The organism is Enterococcus viikkiensis (assembly GCF_005405345.1).
Lineage (GTDB): Bacteria > Bacillota > Bacilli > Lactobacillales > Enterococcaceae > Enterococcus_A > Enterococcus_A viikkiensis.
Genome location: NZ_BJDW01000007.1, coordinates 43,675 through 64,809, shown reverse-complemented (window position 1 = coordinate 64,809; position 21,135 = coordinate 43,675). Strand labels below are relative to the sequence as shown.

The following is a 21,135-nucleotide window of genomic DNA, read 5'->3' as shown; positions in this document are numbered from 1 at the left end:
GAATCAGAAATTAAGGAGGAAAACACGTGAGTGCGATTGAATTTAAAGCGGTAAAGAAATCATTTAAAGACGGCGATTCGATCATTGAAGCCTTGAAGGAAACCAATTTTTCCGTTAGTAAAGGCGAATTTGTTGCCATTATCGGCCCATCCGGTTCTGGCAAGAGTACTTTTTTAACGATTGCTGGTGGCCTACAAGCTCCTTCCGAGGGCGAAGTGAAGATCAATGGGGAACTCTTCAGTGAGAAAAAGGAAAAGGAACGGGCTAAATTACGTTTTAAAGAAATTGGGTTTATTTTACAAGCATCGAATTTAGTTCCTTTTCTAACGGTAAAGAAACAGTTAAAACTAGTGGACAAAGTCAGTAAAAAAAATAATGACGAAGTTGCGGAATCGCTTTTTCAACAGTTAGGGATTGATCGTTTGGAAAATAAATACCCTGAAGAGCTTTCTGGTGGGGAACGGCAGCGGGTGGCGATCGCCCGTGCGCTGTATCACGATCCAACGATTATTTTGGCGGATGAGCCTACCGCTAGCCTGGATTCCGAGAAGGCCTATGAGGTTGTGAAGATCCTGGCCAAAGAAACGAAAGAGAAAAATAAGGCGACCATCATGGTGACCCATGATACACGGCTGGTGAAATATTGCGATCGCGTTTTAGTTATGAAAGATGGCACGTTGAAAGAAGAAGAAAATCCCGAAGAGCTGGTGGACTAATTTACTTGGTTGAGCCGTGCTTTTAGCTTGGAAATCAAGGTATAATGGATTTGGAAATCAAATCGATAAAAATGGGGCCTTCAGATGTATGAAGAAATTTTAGATACTGCGGAAGAATTGTTTATGAAACAAGGATACAATGATACTTCGACACGGCAAATCGCCAATATTTTGAACATTACGCAACCAAATATTTATTATCATTTTAAAAACAAGGAAGAGATTTATTACGAAGTTATGCAGCGGCTAGCTAAAGAAGTCGGAGAAAATCTGACCCAAATCGCCGCAGACGAAACACGTAATTTTAATGAGAAACTGTTGCAGATGGCTTTCTATTTACAAAAACGCCATCCCTTCAGCTTATTTATGATGATGCATGATCTTCAACACACACTTCAGCCAGAGATTGCGGAGAAGTTATTCGGGTTGTGGGAACGTTCTTATAAGCAGCCGTTTCTCGGATTATTTACGCAAGAGCAACGGATTCGTGCAACGGTTGAACCAGATTTCGCCGTACGGCAACTGTTCATATTGATTTCAGCCAATCTTGATTTGCCGGAAGCCATCAAAGCCGCAAGTTTGAAAAAAACGATGGAACTCTTTTTTTACGGAATCTTGGAAAAATAAAAAGACGACTTAGACGAACAACCGCTCGTCTAAGTCGTTTTTGAATTATGCTAATACCGCTGCGATCATGTCAGGTAATTCCTTTTTCATGACCCGTTTGGTGTTTAAAGCATCGGTATAAGTGACCGTTTGATCATTAGCGACAGTGGCTAATAATTGACGGTCTTTTTTTGGTGGGTTGTAGAAAACTTCGATGGCGTGATCGACATCTGACCATTCAGCCGAGTAGTTTGCTTTGCCCTTTAAGGCTTGGTTCAAGGCTTCAGCTTGTTCGACCGTTACTTCGGTGCTGGTAGGTTGTTTTACAACCTCAGCTAAAATATCTTGTGCTAGTTCGCTGGCTTTTTCTGTTTCAGCACTGACTTTAACCGCCGTATTTTTAAAACTCTCAGACCAAAGATTATAAATGCTATTGGTCAATTGATTTAGTGTATCTGTTTGAGGTTTTTGCAAATACGTATCCATCAAATTCTTGAAAGAATGATCGCCCTCTGCGCTTTCAACGTGGCGGACTTGACCTTCAGGAGTTTTTTCATCGAGATGAATCCGATAGTTGTCGGCCTTATCAAAATAAAGCGTAACATCACTATGGATGTGGTCTGCTAAAGTAGTTTCTACTTGGGCAAAAGCTTTACTGATTTGTTTGTTGCGAGTTTTAATTGATTTCTTGATACTTTTCAAATTCACGAGTATTTTTCAGTCACTTTCATTTTAGAGTTGTTATAATCGTTAGTATTATAGCATACTTCCTGAAAAGTGCAGTAGGAATAAGAAAAAAGACGTTATGTAGGGGGATGAATTTTTATTTTTCGAAGGATAAAGAGGCGGACAGGGGTGAAGTACCGTACCGACTTTAAAGGCAAAAAAACTGTTACGAAAATTAGAAAGTTTTTTCGTAACAGCGTCTGTTTATCTTAAATCATCTAAAAATTCAGTTTTATTTGCAGCGACTTCATCTTTTGTCTTAATTATTTTAGCAGGAGCACCTGCAACGACTGCACCAGCGGGGACATCTTTTGTCACGATGGCACCAGCAGCGACTACGGCATCCTTGCCGATACGAACGCCTTCTAGCACCACGGCGTTTGCCCCTACTAAAACATTATCCTCAACAACCACAGGGGAGGCACTAGGTGGTTCAAGAACACCAGCTAAAACAGCACCGGCTCCAATGTGGGCATGCTTACCAACGGTAGCACGAGCGCCTAAAATCGCGCCCATGTCGATCATGGTACTTTCTCCGATAGATGCGCCAATATTGATGATTGCCCCCATCATAATGACCGCTTTGTCGCCAATTTCCACGCGTTCACGAATCAGTGCTCCTGGCTCAATTCGGGCGTTGATTGAAGTAATATCCAGCATCGGAATCGCTGAGTTACGTCGATCATTTTCAAGATGTACATCACTGATTTTGTCTTGTTGTTCGTTCAAAATTTCTGCTATTGCCTGGCTTTCGCCAATTAAGATCCAAGTCTTTTCTTGGCCAAAAAATTGGACATTCGTTTTCGTGATACTCGTCAGATCACCTTGAACATAGGCTTTGACTGGTGTCTTTTTTTCGGCATTTTTAATATATTTTGCAATTTCATAAGGATCAGTTAATGTCATTGAATTACTCCTATCTTATATTAATAGAACGATTTTTCAGAAATTAGAAAAAAATCGGTTGTGTTCTGGTTAGGTCGATCAGCCAGCTAATCGAGTGAACTGTGAAAAGCTGGACTGAGATCCTATCTCGTATTAAGGTATCTATTTTTCTGTTTCAACGCTCAATCATTTTATTTCTCGTCAATTAATTTTTCCATATTGTATAAGCCAGTGTTTTTGGTACGGATATATTTCGCGGCTTTGACAGCACCGCTGGCGAAAATATTGCGAGAGAGGGCCAAGTGATTTAATTCGATCACTTCATCTGGTCCAGCGTAAATCACCGTGTGTTCTCCGGGAATGGTTCCTCCGCGGATTGCGTGAATACCAAGCTCTGATAACGGATTTTCTAAATCATTGCCATGTCGCCCATAGACATATGTTTTCTTAGTGCTTACGGCGTCGTTGACAGCATCCGCTAACAATAAAGCCGTTCCGCTAGGAGAATCCTTTTTCTGATTGTGGTGTTTTTCAACGATCTCGATATTAAATTCATCTTCTAACACGGGTGTGATCTCGCGGATCGCTTTGGCCAACAAATTGATTCCTAAAGACATATTAGCGGAGAAGAAGACGGCAGTTTTTTCACTGGCAGCGAATAATTGAGTCTTTACTTCATCGGTTAAACCAGTCGTGGCAATCACAACAGGAATTTTTTTTTCAACGGCATACTCTAAAACAGCAGGTACGGCGGTGTAGTGTGAAAAATCAATGATTACATCAACAGCCACTTGAAAATCAGCGATAGTTTGATAGGTAGGAAAGTCGGCTTCAAATGCTTCACGATCTATACCGGCAACGACTTGCATCGTTGGTTGCTGAGCGATCATGGTTTGTAAAACGCGACCCATCCGACCGTTGGCGCCACTTAAAAGGATGTCGATCATTGGTTGACCTCCAGTCCGTAAGCTGTCATTTCCTTTTTCAACCGTTCAACGGTTTCGGCTTTAGCAGCAGAAAGCGGTAGACGGAAATTTGGTTCAATCTTACCTAGTAAACCTACCGCGGTTTTGACTGGGATCGGGTTGACTTCGCAGAATATTGCGTGGATCAGAGGTAGCTGTTCCAACTGTAAGTCTTTGGCAAGTGCAAAATCACCAGCTAAAACAGCTTGAGTCAATTCGTGTGTCTGCTTTGGCGCGATGTTAGCAACTGTCGAAATGGAGCCGCGTCCACCTAATGCCATAATTGGTAAAACTTGATCGTCGTTACCAGAATAGATTGTAAAATCTTCCGGTAAGAGACGAGCAATTTCAGCGATTTGCGAAATATTGCCGCTGGCTTCTTTAATCGCAACGACATTTGGAATTTCCGCTAATCGTTTCACCATTAATGGCTCAATATTCATGTTGGTTCGTGAAGCGACTGAGTATAAAATGATCGGCAGCTTCACGCTTTGTGCAATTTTTTGATAATGTAAAAACAGTCCTTCATCGGAAGCTTTATTGTAATAAGGAGTTACAATCAATAGAGCATCAGCACCGACTTTTTCCGCGCCCGTGGATAATTCGATCGCATGTTGTGTGTCGTTGACACCTGTTCCGGCGATAACCGGCACACGATTAGCTACTTTTTTGACCACAGCTTCGATTACGGCAATGTGTTCTGCGTTTGCCAAAGTAGAGGCTTCGCCTGTCGTTCCACAAGCAACGATTGCGTCGGATCCTTCATTGACTTGCCATTCGACTAGCTCGTCGAGTTTCTTGAAATCAACCGCACCATCGGCCTTCATCGGGGTGACTAATGCAACTGCAGATCCTTCAAATATTCTCAAAAGAAACAACTCCTTCATCCGTTTTTAATTCAGTTCAAAGACGATTCTTACTAGAAAAGATTCTTAATAGTAGAATTATAGCTCAATTATGAGTATCTGCCAATGGAAATCTAATGTAAATTTTAACCAACAAAAGAAAAGAAGCAATGATCGCAGCCATTATTCTTACTTCAGTATAATTCATCCTCTCATATCTAATAAGAATAATCCCAAACATCAAACCGATTGCGGCTGGGAGAATACTCGATGGATCCCCCGTCTTGCTGATAGGCAATCCGAGGTCTCTTCAAAAACGGGATCATTCTTCGAACAAGTCAAAATAGAAGAACGGTGAAACAAACGGCGAAGACCATCAAAATATTGTCTTCGCCGTTTGTTTTACTAGTTATCCAAGTTCTCTTCCTCAAAGGATTGGTAATTGTCTTGCTGCTGATTTTTGTAGGCAATTAAAAAGGCTTCAAACGTTTCATAATGTTCAGGAAAATCGTTGCGATCATCTTCCCATAACTTACGTGCTTCGCGAGTGAGATTAGCTTGCAGATCGACTTCGGATAGGATCAGACCGGTTTGTTGATTTTTATAAAGTTTCATCGTTTATCCCTCCCAAAAAAATAGTTACTTAAAGTGTACTGCTGTTAAGGTAGATTAAAAAGGAAAAGAACTTCTTATTGATTTTCTGAAATTTGTCAATAATTATGAAAACAAATGAATGACCTCAGCGGCTTTCTGTACTATAATATGAGAAACTATCAATGCATTTTTAATCAAACAAACATAATTATAAGCTGGAAATGAGTGAGACGATGATGGATACGAAGGTCAAAGAGTTGGAAGAATTAGTCACAACAATGCGCCGTGAACTACATCAGATGCCGGAATTAGGTTTGGAGGAAGTTCGGACCGCGGCGTATATTCGCGAAAAATTAAGGGCATTCGGTGTTACCGAGACCTATGAAGTATTAGGAACTGGCACGATCGCCGTTCTCCGAGGAAAAAGCGCAGGGAAAACGTTGGCCTTTCGCACAGACATCGATGCATTACCGGTAAAGGAACAAACAGGTTATGATTTTGCTTCAAAAACACCGGGAAAAATGCACGCCTGTGGGCACGATGGTCATATGGCGACGCTATTGGGTTTCATTGCGTATCTTCATCGACATCCTGAAGCCGTTCAAGGGACGTTGGTCTTTGTTTTCCAACCGGCAGAAGAAGGTCCGGGTGGGGCGGAACTGATTATGAAGACAGGGATACTACAAAAGCTGGGAGTTGAAAAAATCGTAGGGCTCCACGTCTTTCCAGATTTACCGACGGGGAAAATTGCTTGCCGACCAGGACCAATGATGGCTCGTAATGCGGAAGTGACGATCACGATTAAAGGGGTCAGCACACATGGGGCTCAGCCGCAATTAGGTGAAGATGCCATCGTGGCAGCTGGAGGTGTGATCTCTGGATTAAATAGTATTTTAGCTAGAAATATTAGCCCATTAGACAATGTCGTTTTAACTTTTGGTACGATTCACGGTGGCGAAGCGATGAACATCGTTGCCAAAGAGGTTGTTTTACACGGCACGATGCGGGCGTTTGATGATAAGGTTTATGATGAAGTTGTGCGACGGGTGGAATTATTAGCCAGTGAGATCGCTAGAGGTTACGGCTGTGAAGCGGAAGTCGTCTTCAATCATATGTATCGGGTCGTGGATAATGACGCTGAAATGGTCACTGTATTGGAAAAAGTTGCGGCTGATTATTACGTTGAAACACCACCATATTTGATTGCGGAAGACTTTTCTTGGTATCAACAAGAAATCCCAGGCCTGTTTTTCTTCTTAGGAATTCGTGATGAAGCTAAGGGCTACACCTATCCACTTCATAGTGGAAAAATGAAATTCGATGAAGTGAATTTATTATTAGGCGTCCAAACCTATGTTAATCTGATCGCTGGTTTGAACGAAAATAGAGGGGGCTAATTATGAACGTGGAAACAAAAAATGGTCACTTGATCTGGGATGGCTGCGATACCGTTCTCTTAGCAGAAAAATTCGGTACACCGCTGTATATTTTTTCCCAAACAATGATCGATGAGAAATGTCAGGAGCTGCAGCGGGATTTTGTTGAAAAGTATGACAAGGTTCGTGTGGCCTTTGCCAGTAAAGCCTTCTCGACGTTGGCCATGCTAAAGATCATTCAGCGGCAGGGGTTTTCGTTAGATGTTGTGTCAGATGGGGAATTGTATACCGCAATTAAAGCGGATTTTCCAGCGGAACAGATCGAAATGAACGGCAATAATAAATCGATTGAAGAATTAGAAATGGCGATCGATTATGGCGTTGGCCGGATTATTATCGATAGTTTACAGGAAGTGGATCTGATTGCGGCGATTGCCAAAGAAAAGCAGAAAGTCGTTAATATTTTGTTTCGAATCACACCAGAAGTCAATGCCACCACACATTCTTTTATTTCTACTGGTCAAAAGGATTCAAAATTTGGGATTCCCATTGACGAAGGAATTTTATTTCCACAAATTAAGAAAGCTATCGACACACCAGAAGTGAATTTTTTAGGGTTTCATTTTCACATAGGTAGCCAACTGTTTGATAATCAAGCCCATTTGGCGGCGGTGGGAATCGCGCTAGATTTAGTCAAGCTGGTCAAAGAACGTTATGATTATGTGATTGAGGAACTGAATTTCGGCGGTGGCTTTGGGGTGCGTTATACCGATGGGGATCAGCCGAAGCCGTTCAGCTATTTCACGGATCCAATGATGAAACTTGTCCTCGCTTTTTGCGAAAAGGAAAAGTATCCTCAACCGGCAGTAGTGATTGAGCCGGGCCGCAGTATCGTGGCTGAAGCGGGAATCAGTTTGCATACTATCGGAGCAATCAAAGAATTGCCGGGCTTACGAAAATATGTCAGTATCAACGGAGGAATGACGGACAATATTCGACCGGGGTTGTATCAAGCGGAGTATACCGGTGTTTTAGCCAATAAAGCCGATCAACCAGCGATAGAAACGGTCACTGTTTCCGGCAAAGCCTGTGAAAGCACCGATATCTTAGTTAAGGATATTAAACTGCCAAAGGTTGAAGCTGGGGATATTTTCGCTACCTTCTCAACGGGAGCATATGGTTATTCAATGGCTAACAACTATAATAAATTGGCGATTCCAGCAGTGATTTTAACCAAAGCTGGGAATGCAGAAGTCATCGTCAAGCGTCAAAGTCTAGATCAAATTATTCAAAATGAAGTAATCCCGGATTCTTTACAGTAAATATTGAAATGAGGGTATGAAATGGAGATTCCTTTTTATAAAATGCAGGGAGCAGGCAATGATTTCATTTTAATCGACAATCAAACCTTGCAATTATCTACTGAAACACTAACTAAATTTGCTGCTCGCGTCTGTACTCGTCGCGTCTCAGTCGGTGCAGATACGGTGATCGTGATTGAAGCGTCACGCGGGACGGGGGATTTTTATGCCCGCTTCTTCAATGCGGATGGCTCTGAGGCGGAAATGTGTGGAAACGGTGCCCGCTGTGTCGCCCGCTATGCCTATGAACAAGGCTTGGCCGGTGAAAAAATGGTGATTGAAACAATTGCTGGCAATGTCCCAGCAGAGCGAATCAACACTCGAACATATCGTGTACAGCTAAATTCGCCAACGGTTTTTGAAGCGGATAAAAAAATTCAAGTCGCTGGCAAAGAGCTAACCGTTGATTATGTCGAATTAGGAGATCCTGGAATTCCTCATCTAGTTGTCCATCAACCAGACTTAGCCATGACGGAGCTAGAAACAATTTTTGATTTAGCGCGAAAGCTACGGAACCATCCAGCTTTTGAAAAAGGCGCAAATGTTAATTTCTATGACATCTTCTCTGACCAAACGGTTGTAGAACGGACGTATGAGCGAGGCGTAGAGGATTTCACTTTGGCTTGTGGTACTGGAACAGGGTCAACTGCCTATGTTTTAAACAAAAAGGGTTTGGTTCAAGAAAGCCCAGTTACGGTTGAAGTATTAGGTGGTGAGTTGCAGGTTGAAGTCGTTGATGAGTCACTTTATTTAATAGGCGATACCAATAGAGTAGCTGCCGGGACGATTTTAGATGATGATTTGATGTTAGATTAAAACGTATGAAACAGCAGCTTGTTGAAATTTCACAAGCTGTTTTTTTTTTAGCCAATAATCGTGATTGACGTCGTATCGTGTAAAACTTATCATAAAAAGAGAACGAAGTGTAGGAGGACGAAATGAAAAAATTTAAAAAAATGGTGGCGATCGAGCCAACGAAGCTGCTTCCGGAGTGGGATGAAAAATTGAAAGAGTACGCAGAAGAAGCGATCTTTTACACGGATATCCCACAAGACGCTCAAACGATCATTGAGCGGATTGGCGACGCGGATTGCGTGATGCTGAGCTTTACTAGTTTTATTGATCGTCAAGTACTGGAAGCTTGTCCGAATATTCGCTACATTGGAATTTGTGCCAGCTTGTATGCGCCGGAAAATGCCAACGTCGACATTTTGTATGCCAATGAAAAAGGCATTGTAGTAACCGGCGTGCGGGATTATGGCGATGAAGGCGTCAAGGAATATGCGATTAGCGAGCTGGTTCGTCTGCTGCAAGGACGGGGGCCTGCGATGTGGAAAGAGGAGCCGCTGGAATTGACGGACGTCAAAGTAGGGATCGTTGGTATGGGAACGGTAGGCAGTTTACTTGCCAGAACAATGGATTTTTTCGGGATGGATGTGACTTATTTCAGTCGAACACGTAAGCCCGAGCTTGAAAAGGAATTGGGCATGGATTATTTGCCGCTGGCTGAGTTACTAAGCAACGTCGATATTTTGATTACTTGTTTGAATAAAAATGTGGTACTGATTGATGAAGCAGCTTTTGCAACATTCGGTAATGGGAAAATTTTGATGAATGTCTCGATCGCGCCTTCTCATGAAATACCGGCTTTGAAAAACTGGTTGGTGCAACCGGGTAATTTTGCTTTCAGCGATACGGAAGCTGGTTTGGGTACAGAAGTGATTGGTCTACCGAATGTTTTCGCGGGGAAAACCAACGCGGGCTTAACGTCACTAGCTAAAGTCCGGTTGGCGCAAAAAGTAATACAAAACATCGAAGCCTTCCAAAATAAAGAATAAAAAATTCAATCGATTTTCCAAAAGGCCGCTATAAGAGATCACACACTTGGTTTCTTTTTAACAGTAACGGACAGAAAAATCGTTCAAAGCTTATAACAAAGCATAGGGCTGTGCTGAAGTGACGAACAGATCAAAATGAGTAAGATTTTAAAGTTGAGAAAATTAGCCAACGAATGTAATTAATAATAACAAAAAAGGATTTGCTTAAGAGCGAATCCTTTTTTTCTGACGGGTATCAATGAAGTTGCCAACGACAAAAATAATAATTCCTAACCAAATAAAGGCAAAAGCAATAAATTGCGGTAGCTGATACGGTTCGTGGAATAGGAAAATCGCCATAATCAGCATGATCGTGGGATTGATGTATTGCAAAAAGCCGATCGTGATATAAGATAATTTTTTTACCGCGATAGCGAATAGTAATAAGGGAATCGCTGTTACGATCCCAGCGCCCATCAGCAGCAGATTTGTCGTCAATGAATAATTCATAAAGCCGACGTCAGATAAGAAAAATAAATAAATTAAACCGATCGGCGCAATGATCAATGTCTCTAAGGTGATGCTAGTTGCTCCACTTAAATTCAACTGTTTCTTAGTTAAGCCGTAGAGACAAAAGCTAGTAGCTAGCAGCAGTGAGTTGATAGGGAAAACGCCGGTTTGGATCGTGAGTAAGGCAACACCAGTCAAGGCGGCTAGGCTCGCTAACTTGGCTTGTCTTGATAAGGGCTCTTTCAGATAAAAAGCACCGGCTAACACATTTAATAACGGATTGATGTAATAGCCTAGGCTGGCTTGCTGGACTTGACCGATGGATACGGTGTAAATAAAGACCCCCCAGTTGATGGATATCAGAAAAGCGGCTGCAATAATTGCAATAGTTTGGCGTCGACTTTTTAACAACGCTTTGACTTCCTGAATGAATAGCGGAATTTTTTTAAAAGTGACTAAGTAGAGCGTCATAAAAACTAATGACCAAAAAATTCGATAGAACAACACCTCCACCGAACCGACTTCACCTAATAATTTCCAATAAAGAGGGAGAATCCCCCAAATGATATAAGCGCTGAAACCATAGAACAATCCCGAATCTTTTTTCATTTTACCCTCCTTCAAGCATGAATAGCCTGTACGGTATTCAATGTCGTGTGTTCATTCTATCATAAAAAGGATTCTCTCTTTGAGCAAAATAAAAACTTCTCTACCACTGAGAGTAGAGAAGTCGCGAGGATAATTTTAGTCGATTTTGGTTGTGCCGCTGCCGATATGGGCCACGTAAAAGTCAGGCGCGTAGCCAACAACCTTAAGGTAGTCATCGTAAACATTATTTTTGAAAGCGGGAATGGTTTCTTCTTTGACTAAGGCGATCGCACAGCCACCAAAGCCGGCACCAGTCATGCGAGCACCTAATACGCCGTCTTGTTTTTGCGCGGCATCAACCAGTGTATCTAACTCGATGCCAGTCACTTCATAGTCGTATCGTAGCGAATGATGAGAAGCGTTCAGTAATTTTCCGAAGGCAGCTAAATTGCCATTTTCTAACTCTGTTTTAGCGATTAAAGTCCGTTGATTTTCTGTAACGGCATGACGAGCACGACGGATTAAGGTATCATCGCCAATCAAATTGGTATTGGCCTCAAAGGTTACGTCATCCAATTCGCCTAAGGATTGGATGTCTAATTTCTTTTGTAGACGCGCCAAGGCTTCTTCACATTCGCTGCGGCGTTCGTTGTATTTTGAATCCGCCAATTCACGGCGTTTGTTGGTATTCATGATGACTACCGCATAGTCGCCTAATTTTACTGGCACCATTTCATATTTTAATGTATTGGTATCTAATAAGATCGCTTTGTCTACTTCGCCAAAGCCGATGGCAAATTGATCCATGATGCCTGAATTGACACCAATAAATTCGTTTTCCACTTTTTTCCCTGTTTGAACCAACTCAAGGCGATCCGTATTTAACGCAAAGACGTCTTCAAGCATGACGCCGACTAATAATTCCAATGAAGCGCTGCTGGAAAGTCCCGCACCATTCGGAATCGTTCCTTCGACTAATAATTCAAAGCCGTGGTCGATCGTATGACCGGCTTCTTTTAATTTTAGGACCATGCCTTTCACGTAGTTGGCCCAGTTGTCTTTTTTATCGAAAGTTAAGTCGTCAAGTGTAAAGGTAATGACGCCGATTTCATCGAAGTTGGTTGAATAAACTAAGACTTTTTTGTCTTCACGAGGAGCTGCCAAGCCATATGTTCCATAAGTGATCGAGGCTGGGAAAACGTGCCCACCATTGTAATCAGTATGTTCGCCGATCAAGTTGATCCGACCGGGAGAAAAATAATGAGTTGTTGTTTTAGGGCCGAAAATTTCAGCAAATTTTGTGTTTAACGCTTGTTTGATTTCCATCTTAGTTCGCTTCTTTCAATTTAATTTTAAATTCAGTCGTTGATTCAAAAGGCTGCATCGGCGCTATTGCGATTGAGCCAAAGTCAGGAAACTGCTCGGCACCCGGTGCGATCTGTGTTTCAAAAGTAATTCCGCCATGATTAACAAGCTTAGCGCCACGCATTTCAGGACCATCTTCACCAAAATTAGCGGAGAAAATGACCACACTTGAAGCATCCGTGCGCATTTCAACTTCCACTGAACCGTCGGGGCTCGTAAGTTTTGCGGCAGGGGTTTCTACTGTATGTTCCTTCAAGAAGAAGGGGTGATCGAAGCCGCCAAATTGATCTTTTTGTTCATCAGAAGTGGCAAAGGCATCCCCTAATTTTCGCGGCGTTTGAAAATCAAAAGCGGTTCCTGTACTGTCTTTAATTTCTCCTGTAGGCAAAACATCTGTGCCAACAGGGGCGAAGTGGTCGCTGTTTAGCCAAAGGGTATGGTCATCGATGGGCTGAGCTGGATCGCCAGTCAGGTTGAAATAAACATGATTGGTTGGATTGAAGAGCGTTAGCTGATCAGTGGTGCCTTGGGTGGTTAAACACCAAACATTGTCATTCGTCAAGGTATAGCGAACTTCAATGGTCAAATTGCCAGGAAAGTCATGCTCACCGTCAGGACTGAGGGTTTTGAAAATCACTGAGGCTTCCTCTTCACCGTTTTCAATCGTATAGTCCCATTTCTTCGCTTCAAAGCTTGTTGGACCACCGTGTAAGGTGTGACCAGTCTCCGGGTCCGTCTCAACTTGGTAATTTTTTCCCGCAAGTGTGAAACGGCCATGCTGGATCCGGCCGGCTGTACGCCCAATTGAGGCACCGATATACGGATCTTTTTCCAAATATTCTTCAGCAGAATCAAAGCCTAGGATCAATTCAATATCCTTACCCAAGTGAACAATTCGTGCACCTAAGTCAGAGACGGATAGGTGGAAACCGTGTTCATTTTCAAGTGTAATTAAGTGATACCCTTTGCCAAAATCTTTTTCGCTAATTTTCATGTGTAAAACCTCTCTTATTGTTCTTTTTTACCAGTTTTTTCTGAAGATACTACCTTATATCAGTTTATCGATTACTAAAAAAGTGACAAACGCACCGTTTTCATCTCAGTTGGAAATCGAAAAGACCGCCTTCCTGTTAAAGAACATTTTACTACCTTTACTCTAACAAGAAACCGTTTTCGAAAACATATATTTCTGTGACCACTATTTAACTTTTTGTTGCATTTTAGCAAGTGCTTGCTCAAATATCAAAATAGGAGAGCAGCAAAATAAGCAAAAAGCCGATAAAAAAAGGCGGAAGATACTTAAAGACTAGCTTGCTAAATCTTTGCCCCGCTTGTCGCTCATGTTCGTATTTAGGGTCATGACGATCTTGTACAAATTGGTGGGGAAGTCGCGAAAGAAATAGGCCGTTTGTCAGCTTCATCAAAAAAGCGCAGAGCAAGAAGGGCCCAGTCCCCAAAATCCCAGCAAAAGCAATCAGTTGCAACGTATAACGGTCCATCAGGTAGGCCTCCTTTAAAAGGATCAGTGACAGGTATAGGATACCAAAAAGAGACTCGAGACAAAACTATTTTCTATGAAAGAAAAACCATAGTTCTTTTAACATCCCGCTTGTTCCTACTAAAAGTGTAATGAAAAAAATTGTTGAAAAATGATAGGGTTGGCTATTTTTAAATCAGGGTAAGGAAGGAACTGAGAACGATTAAACAAATTAGCAGTATCTGGACAGCTTGCTTGAGCCGATTCTTCATGGATCCTGACATCCTTTGTGTTTGATAAGTTAAGCATAGCACGTAAAAAAAGAAAATTTTGGCTGGATCAATAAATTATTCAGCGGAGGTATTCCGATGAAGTTATTGTATAATGAAAGTTGAAAATAAAAGGGGGAATCCCAATGGAGCAGGCACTTTTTTTTAAAAAGGAGCAGCATCAGTTAAAAAATGGGCTACAATTTAATTTTTGCGGATTCTCGAAATCATTGCCCTTCCATTCTTTTGGTCCAGCGATTCGGCAACAGTATATTTTGCATATCGTGATGGAAGGCAAAGGAACCTACCAAGTCAAGAACCAGCAGTTTCATTTAACAAAAGGCGATCTCTTTTTGATTCGTCCTGGAGACTCGACATTTTATTTAGCAGATGGAGAAGATCCGTGGATGTATTGCTGGTTTTCTTTTAGTGGAGCAGATGCCGCGGAACTCGTTTCCCATTCGCTATTTAAAGAGGATCAGTATACGATGGTTTCTTCCGATATTCAAAAATATATTGAGGTGATTTTGGCTTGTTTTCCTTATGCTGCTGAAACGATTGAAAATGAGGTGCATTTGAGTGAGCTGGCGTACCGTTTCCTAGGAGTTTTATTGGCAGATGGCGGAAAAATTCAGGTAGGTGAGCAAAAAAATTATTCGCCGCTGGCAGTGGAAACAGTGGAATATATTGACGCTCATTATGGAGAGGCTTTAACGGTTGAAGGCATTGCCCAGCACCTAGCAATCAATCGCAGTCATTTGTCACGCGTTTTTCGCAACCATATGTCGATTAGCTTGAAGGAATATATTTTGGGTGTCCGGATCAATCGTGGGGCTTTTTTATTGTCCCAGACAGACAAATCGGTGGAGCAGATTGCTGAGGAAGTGGGCTTCAATAGTCTAGTGGTCTTTAGCCGTATGTTTAAAAAGATGACTGGCGAGACTGCCACGGCGTATCGCAAACGAATGAAAAATGATGAGTTCACCAGTGTCTCTTTAAATGAGATAAAACAACGATTAAAGCAACAAGCCTTCGTGAACCGGGCTACCTAGTAAAGGGAGTAGTTACAATAAATGGTTTTCGCTGCAAAAACTCGCCGCGGATAAAGAAGGAGACGATTGGCTAGATAATGGAACGAACAGAACTTAAAAATCAATGTAATTGCAATGGACAGTCCTCGTTAGGACTGTCCATTTTTCACTTCGTTCAGTGAAGAACGTATATACTGATGAAGCGCCTTTTGATAGACCGTATCATTTTCGGTGCCGGTATTTAACTGCTGAGCCAATAAATAGCCGATATAAGGTCCCGTTGTCAAACCGGAAGAACCAAGTCCGCTAGCAACTACTAGATCGGGACTTAGCCGACCAAAAAAAGGCGAAAAGTCTGACGTATACGCACGTGTTCCCACACGATACTGCATCGGCGCATCAAAAATACGTTGTGGTTTGATCAAAAATTTACGGGCACTGGAGGTAAGTTGTTGAAAAGCTTCTTCAGTTGCGGCTAAATTCCAGCCGGCCTCATTTTCATGGGTTGCCCCAAGTAAAATTTTGCCATCAAGGAAGGGAATCAAATCCGCCTCACCATCCAACATTGCCACAGGAAAAGTTCCACTATGAGCAATCGTCGTTTGAAACACTAAAAGCTGGCCTTTTTGTGGTCGTAAATCGACTTGGTAACCTAAAGGAGCCAATAAATTTTTTAGGTGGGGTCCCGCCGTAATAATGATTTGATCGAAGGCGATCGGATGATTATCCAGCAAAATAGTTTGAGAATCATCTAGGGTGACTCGTTTAGCGACAAAATTTACGCCCTTTACCTCGGCCGTTTGTTTCAAGCGTTTCAAATAGGCCTTGCCATCTAGCCGGCCACCGCCACTAATTTTGATGGTTGGTACCGGTTGTAATAACGGGAGAGCTGCTTGGGTCTGTTCCGGCGATAATTTTTCAATCGTGCCGATTTCTGGCGCGTCTTTTTTTCGTTCGGCAGCTAAGGCCAATAATTCTTCCAACTGTTTTTCTGGCCGAAGAATCAACATGCCAGACTGCTGATAAATCGTTTGATCAAGTTGATAGTCTTGCCGGAGTTTTGGAAAAAAAGCCGCTCCGTCCTTCGCTAATTGATACCACTTTTGGTTGCGGCGTTTAGACAGCCAAGGCGAAATAATCCCTGCACTGGCAGAGGTGGCTTGTCCAATACCCTCATCAAATAAAGTAACATCAAATTTTTTCAAGTCTAAATAATTTGCTAGCGTCATCCCAATGATACCGCCACCAATAATTGCAATTTTTTCCATAAAATTCACTTCTTTCTGCTGTTGATTCTGCCATAAGAAAAAATTTTTTTCAAATAATCTGACATATTTTACTTTACCTGTCGTAGTAATTGACGTACAATGATTACAACGACAGATGAAGTAATATTTAGGAGGTGGCAAAATGATTTCAAGTGATGGGATTCGCGGTTACAACGATGTAATCATTTTGTCCGTATTGAAGGAAGGGGATTCTTATGGGTATGCGGTCTCTCAGAAAATTCGTGAGATCAGTCAATCAATCTACGTCATTAAAGAAACCACTTTATATTCTGCCTTCAACCGACTAGAAAAAAATGATTATATTCGTTCTTATCCGGGAGAAGTGACTCATGGAAAAAAACGAACCTATTATCAAATCACAGATAAAGGGCTGACTTTTTTAGCGGAAAAGCGCGAGGAATGGCAGCAGACTAAAAAAGTTGTGAATAGATTTATGAAAGAAGGGTAAAAAATGGAGACGATTAGAAATTATATAGAGACGCTGTTCCTTGAATTTCCGAAGACAAAGGAAGTGCAGCACGCGAAGCAGGAAATTTTATCCATTATGGAAGATCATTATTTGGCGTTGCTGGACGAAGGAAAAAGTGAGCATGAGGCCATTGGACAAGTGATTAGCGAGTTCGGCTCGGTAGATGAACTGCGAGAAGAGCTACAGTTCACTACGCGAGAACGAGAACCGGAAAATGGAATTGAAGAAGAGGAAATGTATGATTACCTTATGGAGCGCAAAAAAATTGCTTCGGGACTGAGTCTAGGGATCAGCGGCTGCTTGTTGGCGCTTGGAACGTTGATTGGACTGAGTGTTACTGGGGCACAGGTCTTTGGTGTTCTGCTCTTTTTCATTATTTTAGCTGCGAGTGTAGGTGTGATTATTTATAATGGGATGCAGTTTGCAAAAATTGGCGCTCAGTTAAGTGATCGCTTTGTATCGGCGTCTTTAAACGAAGAAGCCAATCGCATGAAGCAAGGCTATCAGAAAAGTTTTCAAATTAGTCTGGTCTTTGGTATTTGTATCTGTGTTTTATGCGTGGCTCCGGTCCTTTTTTTCCAGCTGTTTACGTATGCGGAGTACGGCATTCCGATGATGTTTCTCTTTTTAGCAGTCGGTGTCTTCTTGATTGTTTACGGTAGTATCAATTACACCAGCTTTGACAAGTTCATCACAGCAAAATATTTTGTCGCTGATGAGGACAAACCAGGTCCTAATGCGATGTATGAAAAGTATGGCGATTCAGCCCGCACCAAACATGTCCTTGAGCGAATTTATTGGCCACTGGTTACGATGATTTATTTTGGCTGGTCCATTTTGACACATTCGTGGGGTTATAGTTGGATAATTTTTGTCATGGCGGGAATTTTTTACAGTATCGTGGAGGCAATCTTCATAAAAAAGTAGCATAGGCTATACACAGGATCTCGCAGCTAGCTGCGAGATTTTTTTTTCAGTTATGCTTTTCGTAAGTTACTTAGTTTTTTGATTTATATTCGGATTCGGCTGCGAATAAAAAATTAGTTTTCCTCACTACTATTTGAACGGAGAAAACTAATTTTTTGCGTATTTATAAGCTCTTATTAAACTTTTTGATCTTGTTTGAGGCCCATTCATAGTGGCTGGAAGTAGCGGACACAAAGTAGCTGCCTAGTGTGCTTCCCCCGACCCACGAAAAGACGCCTTTAGAAAACAATTCTTCATTTGAAAATTGCTGGGCTAAGTCCATAACTTTTTCATGGGTCGTTTGAAGAAGTTTTAAGGCTTCGTCATAGCTGGTAGTTTGATGTTTTTCCCAGAATTCTACATTCATTGCGCCGTAAGTTTTCCAATTGTAGCCTTCTTTTAAAAAGGGTTTAGGCGTGCCTGCTTGATTTGTCTCGACCCAATCTAACAGTAATTGCTGCCATTCGTATAGATGGCTCAATACATCTCTTAAATTTTTATCTCGCTTCTAGTGGGCTTGCTGTTCGTTTTCGACATCGAAGGTAAAGGTCTGAGTTAATTGTTCTGCTGGAATCGTGTGTAATAGATCCATCATTTTAGTATAGGATTGGTTGCTTGCATCAATGAGTTCCTTTTTATTTTTAGGCCGAGCCATGAGAAATCCTCCTAATCGATTGCGTTAAAAACAAGGGACGGACAGTTTTTCTATCTTTTATTTTAGCGAACCTCATTGGTTTGGTAAAGAAATCTCCGAGGCTCGTTTCTCATACAAGCTTTATACGTAAATCATTGACAAAAAATAGAAATCAACTTAAACTGAAAAACGAACGTATGTTTGCTTTTTTAGAGAGGTGATTTTGATGAATATTTACGAAGGAGAGCCAGTCAGAGATGTTTTTTGTATGGACTCAAAAAGTTTTTACGCTAGCGTTGAATGCGTGGAGCATGGCTGGCATCCATTAAAAACGTTGTTGGTAGTCATGAGCGGCGATCGTGAAAATGCGGGATTAGTGTTAGCGGCCAGTCCAATGGCAAAGAAAGTTTTAGGGATCAGCAATGTCAGCCGCGGATTTGAAATTCCCAATCATCCGGATTTAAAGATCGTACCGCCACGAATGACCCTTTACATTCAATATCATATGCGCATCCAAGAGATTTTTCGACAATACATGGCGGAAGAAGATATTCATACATACAGCATCGATGAACAATTTGGTGATCTGACGCATAGTTGGAAATTATTTGGCAATAGCTCGGCCGAAGTCGGCCAGATGATCCAAAGGGAGGTCATTGAGAAGCTAGGGATTTATACTTCTTTGGGAATGGGGGACAATCCTTTGCAGGCCAAAATCGCGATGGATATTGAAGCTAAGCACGAAGAAAGTCGTTTTGCCCACTGGCATTATCACGATGTGCCGGAAAAAATTTGGCCAATCAAGCTCAGTGATTTTTGTGGGATTGGGCGCCGAATGGAACGGCGTTACCAACTAATGGGGATGCAGAAGATGGGAGATTTGGCTCACAGCGATCCTTTTGTGTTGAAAAATCATTTTGGTGTGATGGGGATGCAACATTACATGCATGCGTGGGGTATTGATCGCTCGATTCTAGCGGAGAAAGAGGTATCTCTGAGTAAAGAAAAATCCATCGGCAATTCCCAAGTCTTACCGAAAAATTACGCTCGCAAAGGGGAAATCTTAACAGTGGTTGCGGAGATCTGCGAACAGGTAGCGCAGCGACTAAGAAAAGCAAGCGTCTTAGGCGGTACGCTGCACTTAGGGATTGGCTATGCCTTTCGCGGCGGTGGAAAGGGCGGCTTCCATCATCAGTTAAAGATCCTCCCCACAAATCAAGGACGAGAGTTGACCCGTACCGCAAGCTTATTATTTGAAAAATATTGGGATCAATCAGAGGTCCGTAATATTTCTATCACCGTTTCGTCATTAAAACCAGCTGGCAGTTTGCAGCTGAATCTGTTTGAAGATCCACAGCAGACAATTAAAGAGGATCAAATTGATGATGTGATCGCCCAAATTCGAAATCGCTACAAGTTTACTTCGATCGTTCGAGCCCATTCCCTGAATGAAGGGGCAACAGCGATTAAACGAGCCGGGCTTGTTGGAGGACATGCGGGTGGGATGGAAGGAATGGATGGAGATGTCTTATGACGATGAAAGCGCGAAACAGCTTTTTATGGAGGCAAAACGGGTGTATCAAGACCGTGGAATGATGAAGTGGATTGGTTTTTATTTATCCGATCATACAGCGGTGCTGAATAAAGAATCAAAGCAGCGAAAACAGGTTTATTTTGATAAAGGTCAAATGAGTATGGAAGCTATCGGTGAGCGTTTGCAAGCCGCCTATCTGCAAAATAAACGTGTCGCGATCCAGCTAGAAGCGTTAGACAGTGAAGGCCAATTTTTTCCGGATCTGGTAGGAAAGATCAGCGGCCAGAAAGAGCAGCAGCTTTTTTTAAATGAAGAAGAGCGCGGAGTCTTGCGTGTTGAGTTCGAACAAATCCATCACATAGAACTATTAGCGCCTAAAAAAATACTCGCACCAAAGGAGTAAAATATGAATAAAGCCTTGGCAGACCTGCCAAGGCTTTAAAAATTAGAAGAGCTGGATCTTATTTAACGGCCAAAAGCGCAACACGACTTTTCCTTGAACTAAGGACTTGTCCACAAAGCCGAAGATACGACTGTCTTTAGAGATCAAGCGGTTATCACCTAAAACAAAATAACTATTTTTAGGAACCGTCACGGAAAAATTATTCGTAAAGTTGTCCGCATTGGCTGCTTGTTCTTGGAAAGCTGAATTATAAGAATAGGTATCGAATAGTTTATCTTCTTTAAATTTCTTTTGATAATCCGTTAGATAGGGTTCTTTGTATTCTTTTCCGTTAATCGTTAAACGATTATTTTGCATTTCAATCTTGTCACCGGGTAACCCAATTACTCGCTTGACGACGTAAATGTTGGTATTATCAGGTTCTTTGGTAGTAATGATGTCTTGTCTATCGATATTGGATACTTTTGATGAAATCAAGCGCTGCCCGTCATGCAATGTCGGGTCCATTGAGTGTCCTTCGACTTTGACTGGCGAGAAAACAAATGCCCGTGCCAAAAAAATCAAGAGAACAATAATAATGACTGGAAGCCATTCTTTTAGTTTGCTGTTCATAGTTCACCTCACAATAGTACAGTTTAGCATGCTTCCAAACAAAAAGCTCTTTTTAGCTTCTTCTTTAATATAAATTAGGTATATTATAGAGGGCTGG

The 21,135-nt window shown here is 41.8% G+C and carries 22 protein-coding genes and 1 pseudogene; 11 read left to right on the top strand and 12 right to left on the bottom strand.

All coding sequences use genetic code 11. The annotated features are described in order from the left end of the window. The first annotated feature begins 26 nt into the window (after window positions 1-26). Window positions 27-716 carry an ABC transporter ATP-binding protein gene (locus FFM67_RS05525; protein WP_137613583.1) on the top strand — a complete coding sequence of 230 codons (690 nt, stop codon included), beginning with the start codon at window positions 27-29 and terminating at the stop codon, window positions 714-716. A gap of 84 nt (window positions 717-800) precedes the next feature. Next, on the top strand, window positions 801-1,343 hold the full coding sequence (locus FFM67_RS05520) for a TetR/AcrR family transcriptional regulator (RefSeq protein WP_137613582.1): 543 nt from the start codon (window positions 801-803) through the stop codon (window positions 1,341-1,343). A gap of 45 nt (window positions 1,344-1,388) precedes the next feature. Here FFM67_RS05520 and FFM67_RS05515 read toward each other — a convergent pair whose 3' ends face one another. The 5 genes from FFM67_RS05515 to FFM67_RS05495 all read right to left on the bottom strand — a co-directional run bounded on the left by FFM67_RS05515 (window position 1,389) and on the right by FFM67_RS05495 (window position 5,358). After that, a complete protein-coding gene (locus FFM67_RS05515) occupies window positions 1,389-2,030 on the bottom strand; it encodes a hypothetical protein (protein WP_137613581.1) in 642 nt (213 codons plus the stop codon). 222 nt (window positions 2,031-2,252) lie between these two features. Next, window positions 2,253-2,954, bottom strand: coding sequence for a 2,3,4,5-tetrahydropyridine-2,6-dicarboxylate N-acetyltransferase (gene dapD / locus FFM67_RS05510; RefSeq protein WP_137613580.1), 702 nt, complete (start codon window positions 2,952-2,954; stop codon window positions 2,253-2,255). Between the two features lie 170 nt (window positions 2,955-3,124). Further along, complete coding sequence (gene dapB / locus FFM67_RS05505; protein WP_137613579.1) at window positions 3,125-3,880, bottom strand: 4-hydroxy-tetrahydrodipicolinate reductase; 756 nt, start codon at window positions 3,878-3,880, stop codon at window positions 3,125-3,127. After that, entirely contained in the window at window positions 3,877-4,767 is an 891-nt protein-coding gene (dapA, locus tag FFM67_RS05500; protein WP_137613578.1) for a 4-hydroxy-tetrahydrodipicolinate synthase, read from the bottom strand. Before dapA ends, dapB begins: the two co-directional genes overlap by 4 nt. A gap of 381 nt (window positions 4,768-5,148) precedes the next feature. Beyond that, window positions 5,149-5,358 carry a hypothetical protein gene (locus tag FFM67_RS05495; RefSeq protein WP_137613577.1) on the bottom strand — a complete coding sequence of 70 codons (210 nt, stop codon included), beginning with the start codon at window positions 5,356-5,358 and terminating at the stop codon, window positions 5,149-5,151. Window positions 5,359-5,570: 212 nt separating this feature from the next. On the opposite strand from FFM67_RS05495, the gene FFM67_RS05490 reads away from it, so the two are divergent. From FFM67_RS05490 to FFM67_RS05475, 4 genes are all read left to right on the top strand, one after another. After that, the gene (locus tag FFM67_RS05490; RefSeq protein WP_137613576.1) at window positions 5,571-6,734 is read left to right on the top strand and encodes a M20 metallopeptidase family protein; all 1,164 of its coding nucleotides are present in this window, start codon (window positions 5,571-5,573) and stop codon (window positions 6,732-6,734) included. Between the two features lie 2 nt (window positions 6,735-6,736). Beyond that, window positions 6,737-8,035 carry a diaminopimelate decarboxylase gene (gene lysA, locus FFM67_RS05485; protein ID WP_137613575.1) on the top strand — a complete coding sequence of 433 codons (1,299 nt, stop codon included), beginning with the start codon at window positions 6,737-6,739 and terminating at the stop codon, window positions 8,033-8,035. Between the two features lie 21 nt (window positions 8,036-8,056). After that, window positions 8,057-8,890 carry a diaminopimelate epimerase gene (dapF, locus tag FFM67_RS05480; RefSeq protein WP_137613574.1) on the top strand — a complete coding sequence of 278 codons (834 nt, stop codon included), beginning with the start codon at window positions 8,057-8,059 and terminating at the stop codon, window positions 8,888-8,890. 122 nt (window positions 8,891-9,012) lie between these two features. Further along, complete coding sequence (locus FFM67_RS05475; RefSeq protein ID WP_137613573.1) at window positions 9,013-9,912, top strand: NAD(P)-dependent oxidoreductase; 900 nt, start codon at window positions 9,013-9,015, stop codon at window positions 9,910-9,912. Window positions 9,913-10,116: 204 nt separating this feature from the next. Here FFM67_RS05475 and rarD read toward each other — a convergent pair whose 3' ends face one another. The 4 genes from rarD to FFM67_RS05455 form a co-directional block, all read right to left on the bottom strand. Further along, complete coding sequence (rarD, locus tag FFM67_RS05470; protein ID WP_137613572.1) at window positions 10,117-11,010, bottom strand: EamA family transporter RarD; 894 nt, start codon at window positions 11,008-11,010, stop codon at window positions 10,117-10,119. Between the two features lie 135 nt (window positions 11,011-11,145). Continuing rightward, window positions 11,146-12,315 carry a galactokinase gene (locus FFM67_RS05465; protein ID WP_137613571.1) on the bottom strand — a complete coding sequence of 390 codons (1,170 nt, stop codon included), beginning with the start codon at window positions 12,313-12,315 and terminating at the stop codon, window positions 11,146-11,148. 1 nt (window position 12,316) lies between these two features. Further along, a complete protein-coding gene (locus FFM67_RS05460; protein WP_137613570.1) occupies window positions 12,317-13,348 on the bottom strand; it encodes an aldose epimerase family protein in 1,032 nt (343 codons plus the stop codon). Window positions 13,349-13,589: 241 nt separating this feature from the next. Further along, window positions 13,590-13,853 carry a hypothetical protein gene (locus FFM67_RS05455; RefSeq protein ID WP_137613569.1) on the bottom strand — a complete coding sequence of 88 codons (264 nt, stop codon included), beginning with the start codon at window positions 13,851-13,853 and terminating at the stop codon, window positions 13,590-13,592. Between the two features lie 393 nt (window positions 13,854-14,246). Here FFM67_RS05455 and FFM67_RS05450 point away from each other — a divergent pair, with 393 nt between their 5' ends. Next, entirely contained in the window at window positions 14,247-15,152 is a 906-nt protein-coding gene (locus FFM67_RS05450) for an AraC family transcriptional regulator (protein WP_137613568.1), read from the top strand. A gap of 128 nt (window positions 15,153-15,280) precedes the next feature. Here the strand turns inward: FFM67_RS05450 and FFM67_RS05445 are convergent, their stop codons facing one another. Beyond that, window positions 15,281-16,399: an NAD(P)/FAD-dependent oxidoreductase gene (locus FFM67_RS05445; RefSeq protein WP_137613567.1), complete on the bottom strand. Its 1,119-nt coding sequence runs from the start codon at window positions 16,397-16,399 to the stop codon at window positions 15,281-15,283. A gap of 142 nt (window positions 16,400-16,541) precedes the next feature. Between FFM67_RS05445 and FFM67_RS05440 the strand changes: the two genes are divergently transcribed. Together FFM67_RS05440 and FFM67_RS05435 are read left to right on the top strand one after the other, a co-directional pair. After that, window positions 16,542-16,868: a PadR family transcriptional regulator gene (locus FFM67_RS05440; RefSeq protein WP_137613566.1), complete on the top strand. Its 327-nt coding sequence runs from the start codon at window positions 16,542-16,544 to the stop codon at window positions 16,866-16,868. A gap of 3 nt (window positions 16,869-16,871) precedes the next feature. Further along, window positions 16,872-17,816: a permease prefix domain 1-containing protein gene (locus tag FFM67_RS05435; protein WP_137613565.1), complete on the top strand. Its 945-nt coding sequence runs from the start codon at window positions 16,872-16,874 to the stop codon at window positions 17,814-17,816. A gap of 163 nt (window positions 17,817-17,979) precedes the next feature. On the opposite strand, the pseudogene FFM67_RS05430 reads toward FFM67_RS05435, so the two are convergent. Continuing rightward, window positions 17,980-18,510, bottom strand: a pseudogene (locus tag FFM67_RS05430) (ClbS/DfsB family four-helix bundle protein). A 205-nt stretch (window positions 18,511-18,715) separates the two neighbouring features. Here FFM67_RS05430 and FFM67_RS05425 point away from each other — a divergent pair. Together FFM67_RS05425 and FFM67_RS05420 are read left to right on the top strand one after the other, a co-directional pair. Then, window positions 18,716-20,023: a Y-family DNA polymerase gene (locus tag FFM67_RS05425; RefSeq protein WP_137613564.1), complete on the top strand. Its 1,308-nt coding sequence runs from the start codon at window positions 18,716-18,718 to the stop codon at window positions 20,021-20,023. Then, window positions 19,989-20,426: a hypothetical protein gene (locus FFM67_RS05420; RefSeq protein WP_246042939.1), complete on the top strand. Its 438-nt coding sequence runs from the start codon at window positions 19,989-19,991 to the stop codon at window positions 20,424-20,426. The genes FFM67_RS05425 and FFM67_RS05420 overlap by 35 nt, the downstream gene beginning before the upstream one ends. Before the next feature lie 42 nt (window positions 20,427-20,468). On the opposite strand, the gene lepB is transcribed toward FFM67_RS05420, so the two are convergent. Then, window positions 20,469-21,038 (bottom strand): signal peptidase I, encoded by a 570-nt coding sequence (lepB, locus tag FFM67_RS05415; protein ID WP_137613563.1) that lies wholly within the window; start codon window positions 21,036-21,038, stop codon window positions 20,469-20,471. Window positions 21,039-21,135 lie beyond the last annotated feature (97 nt).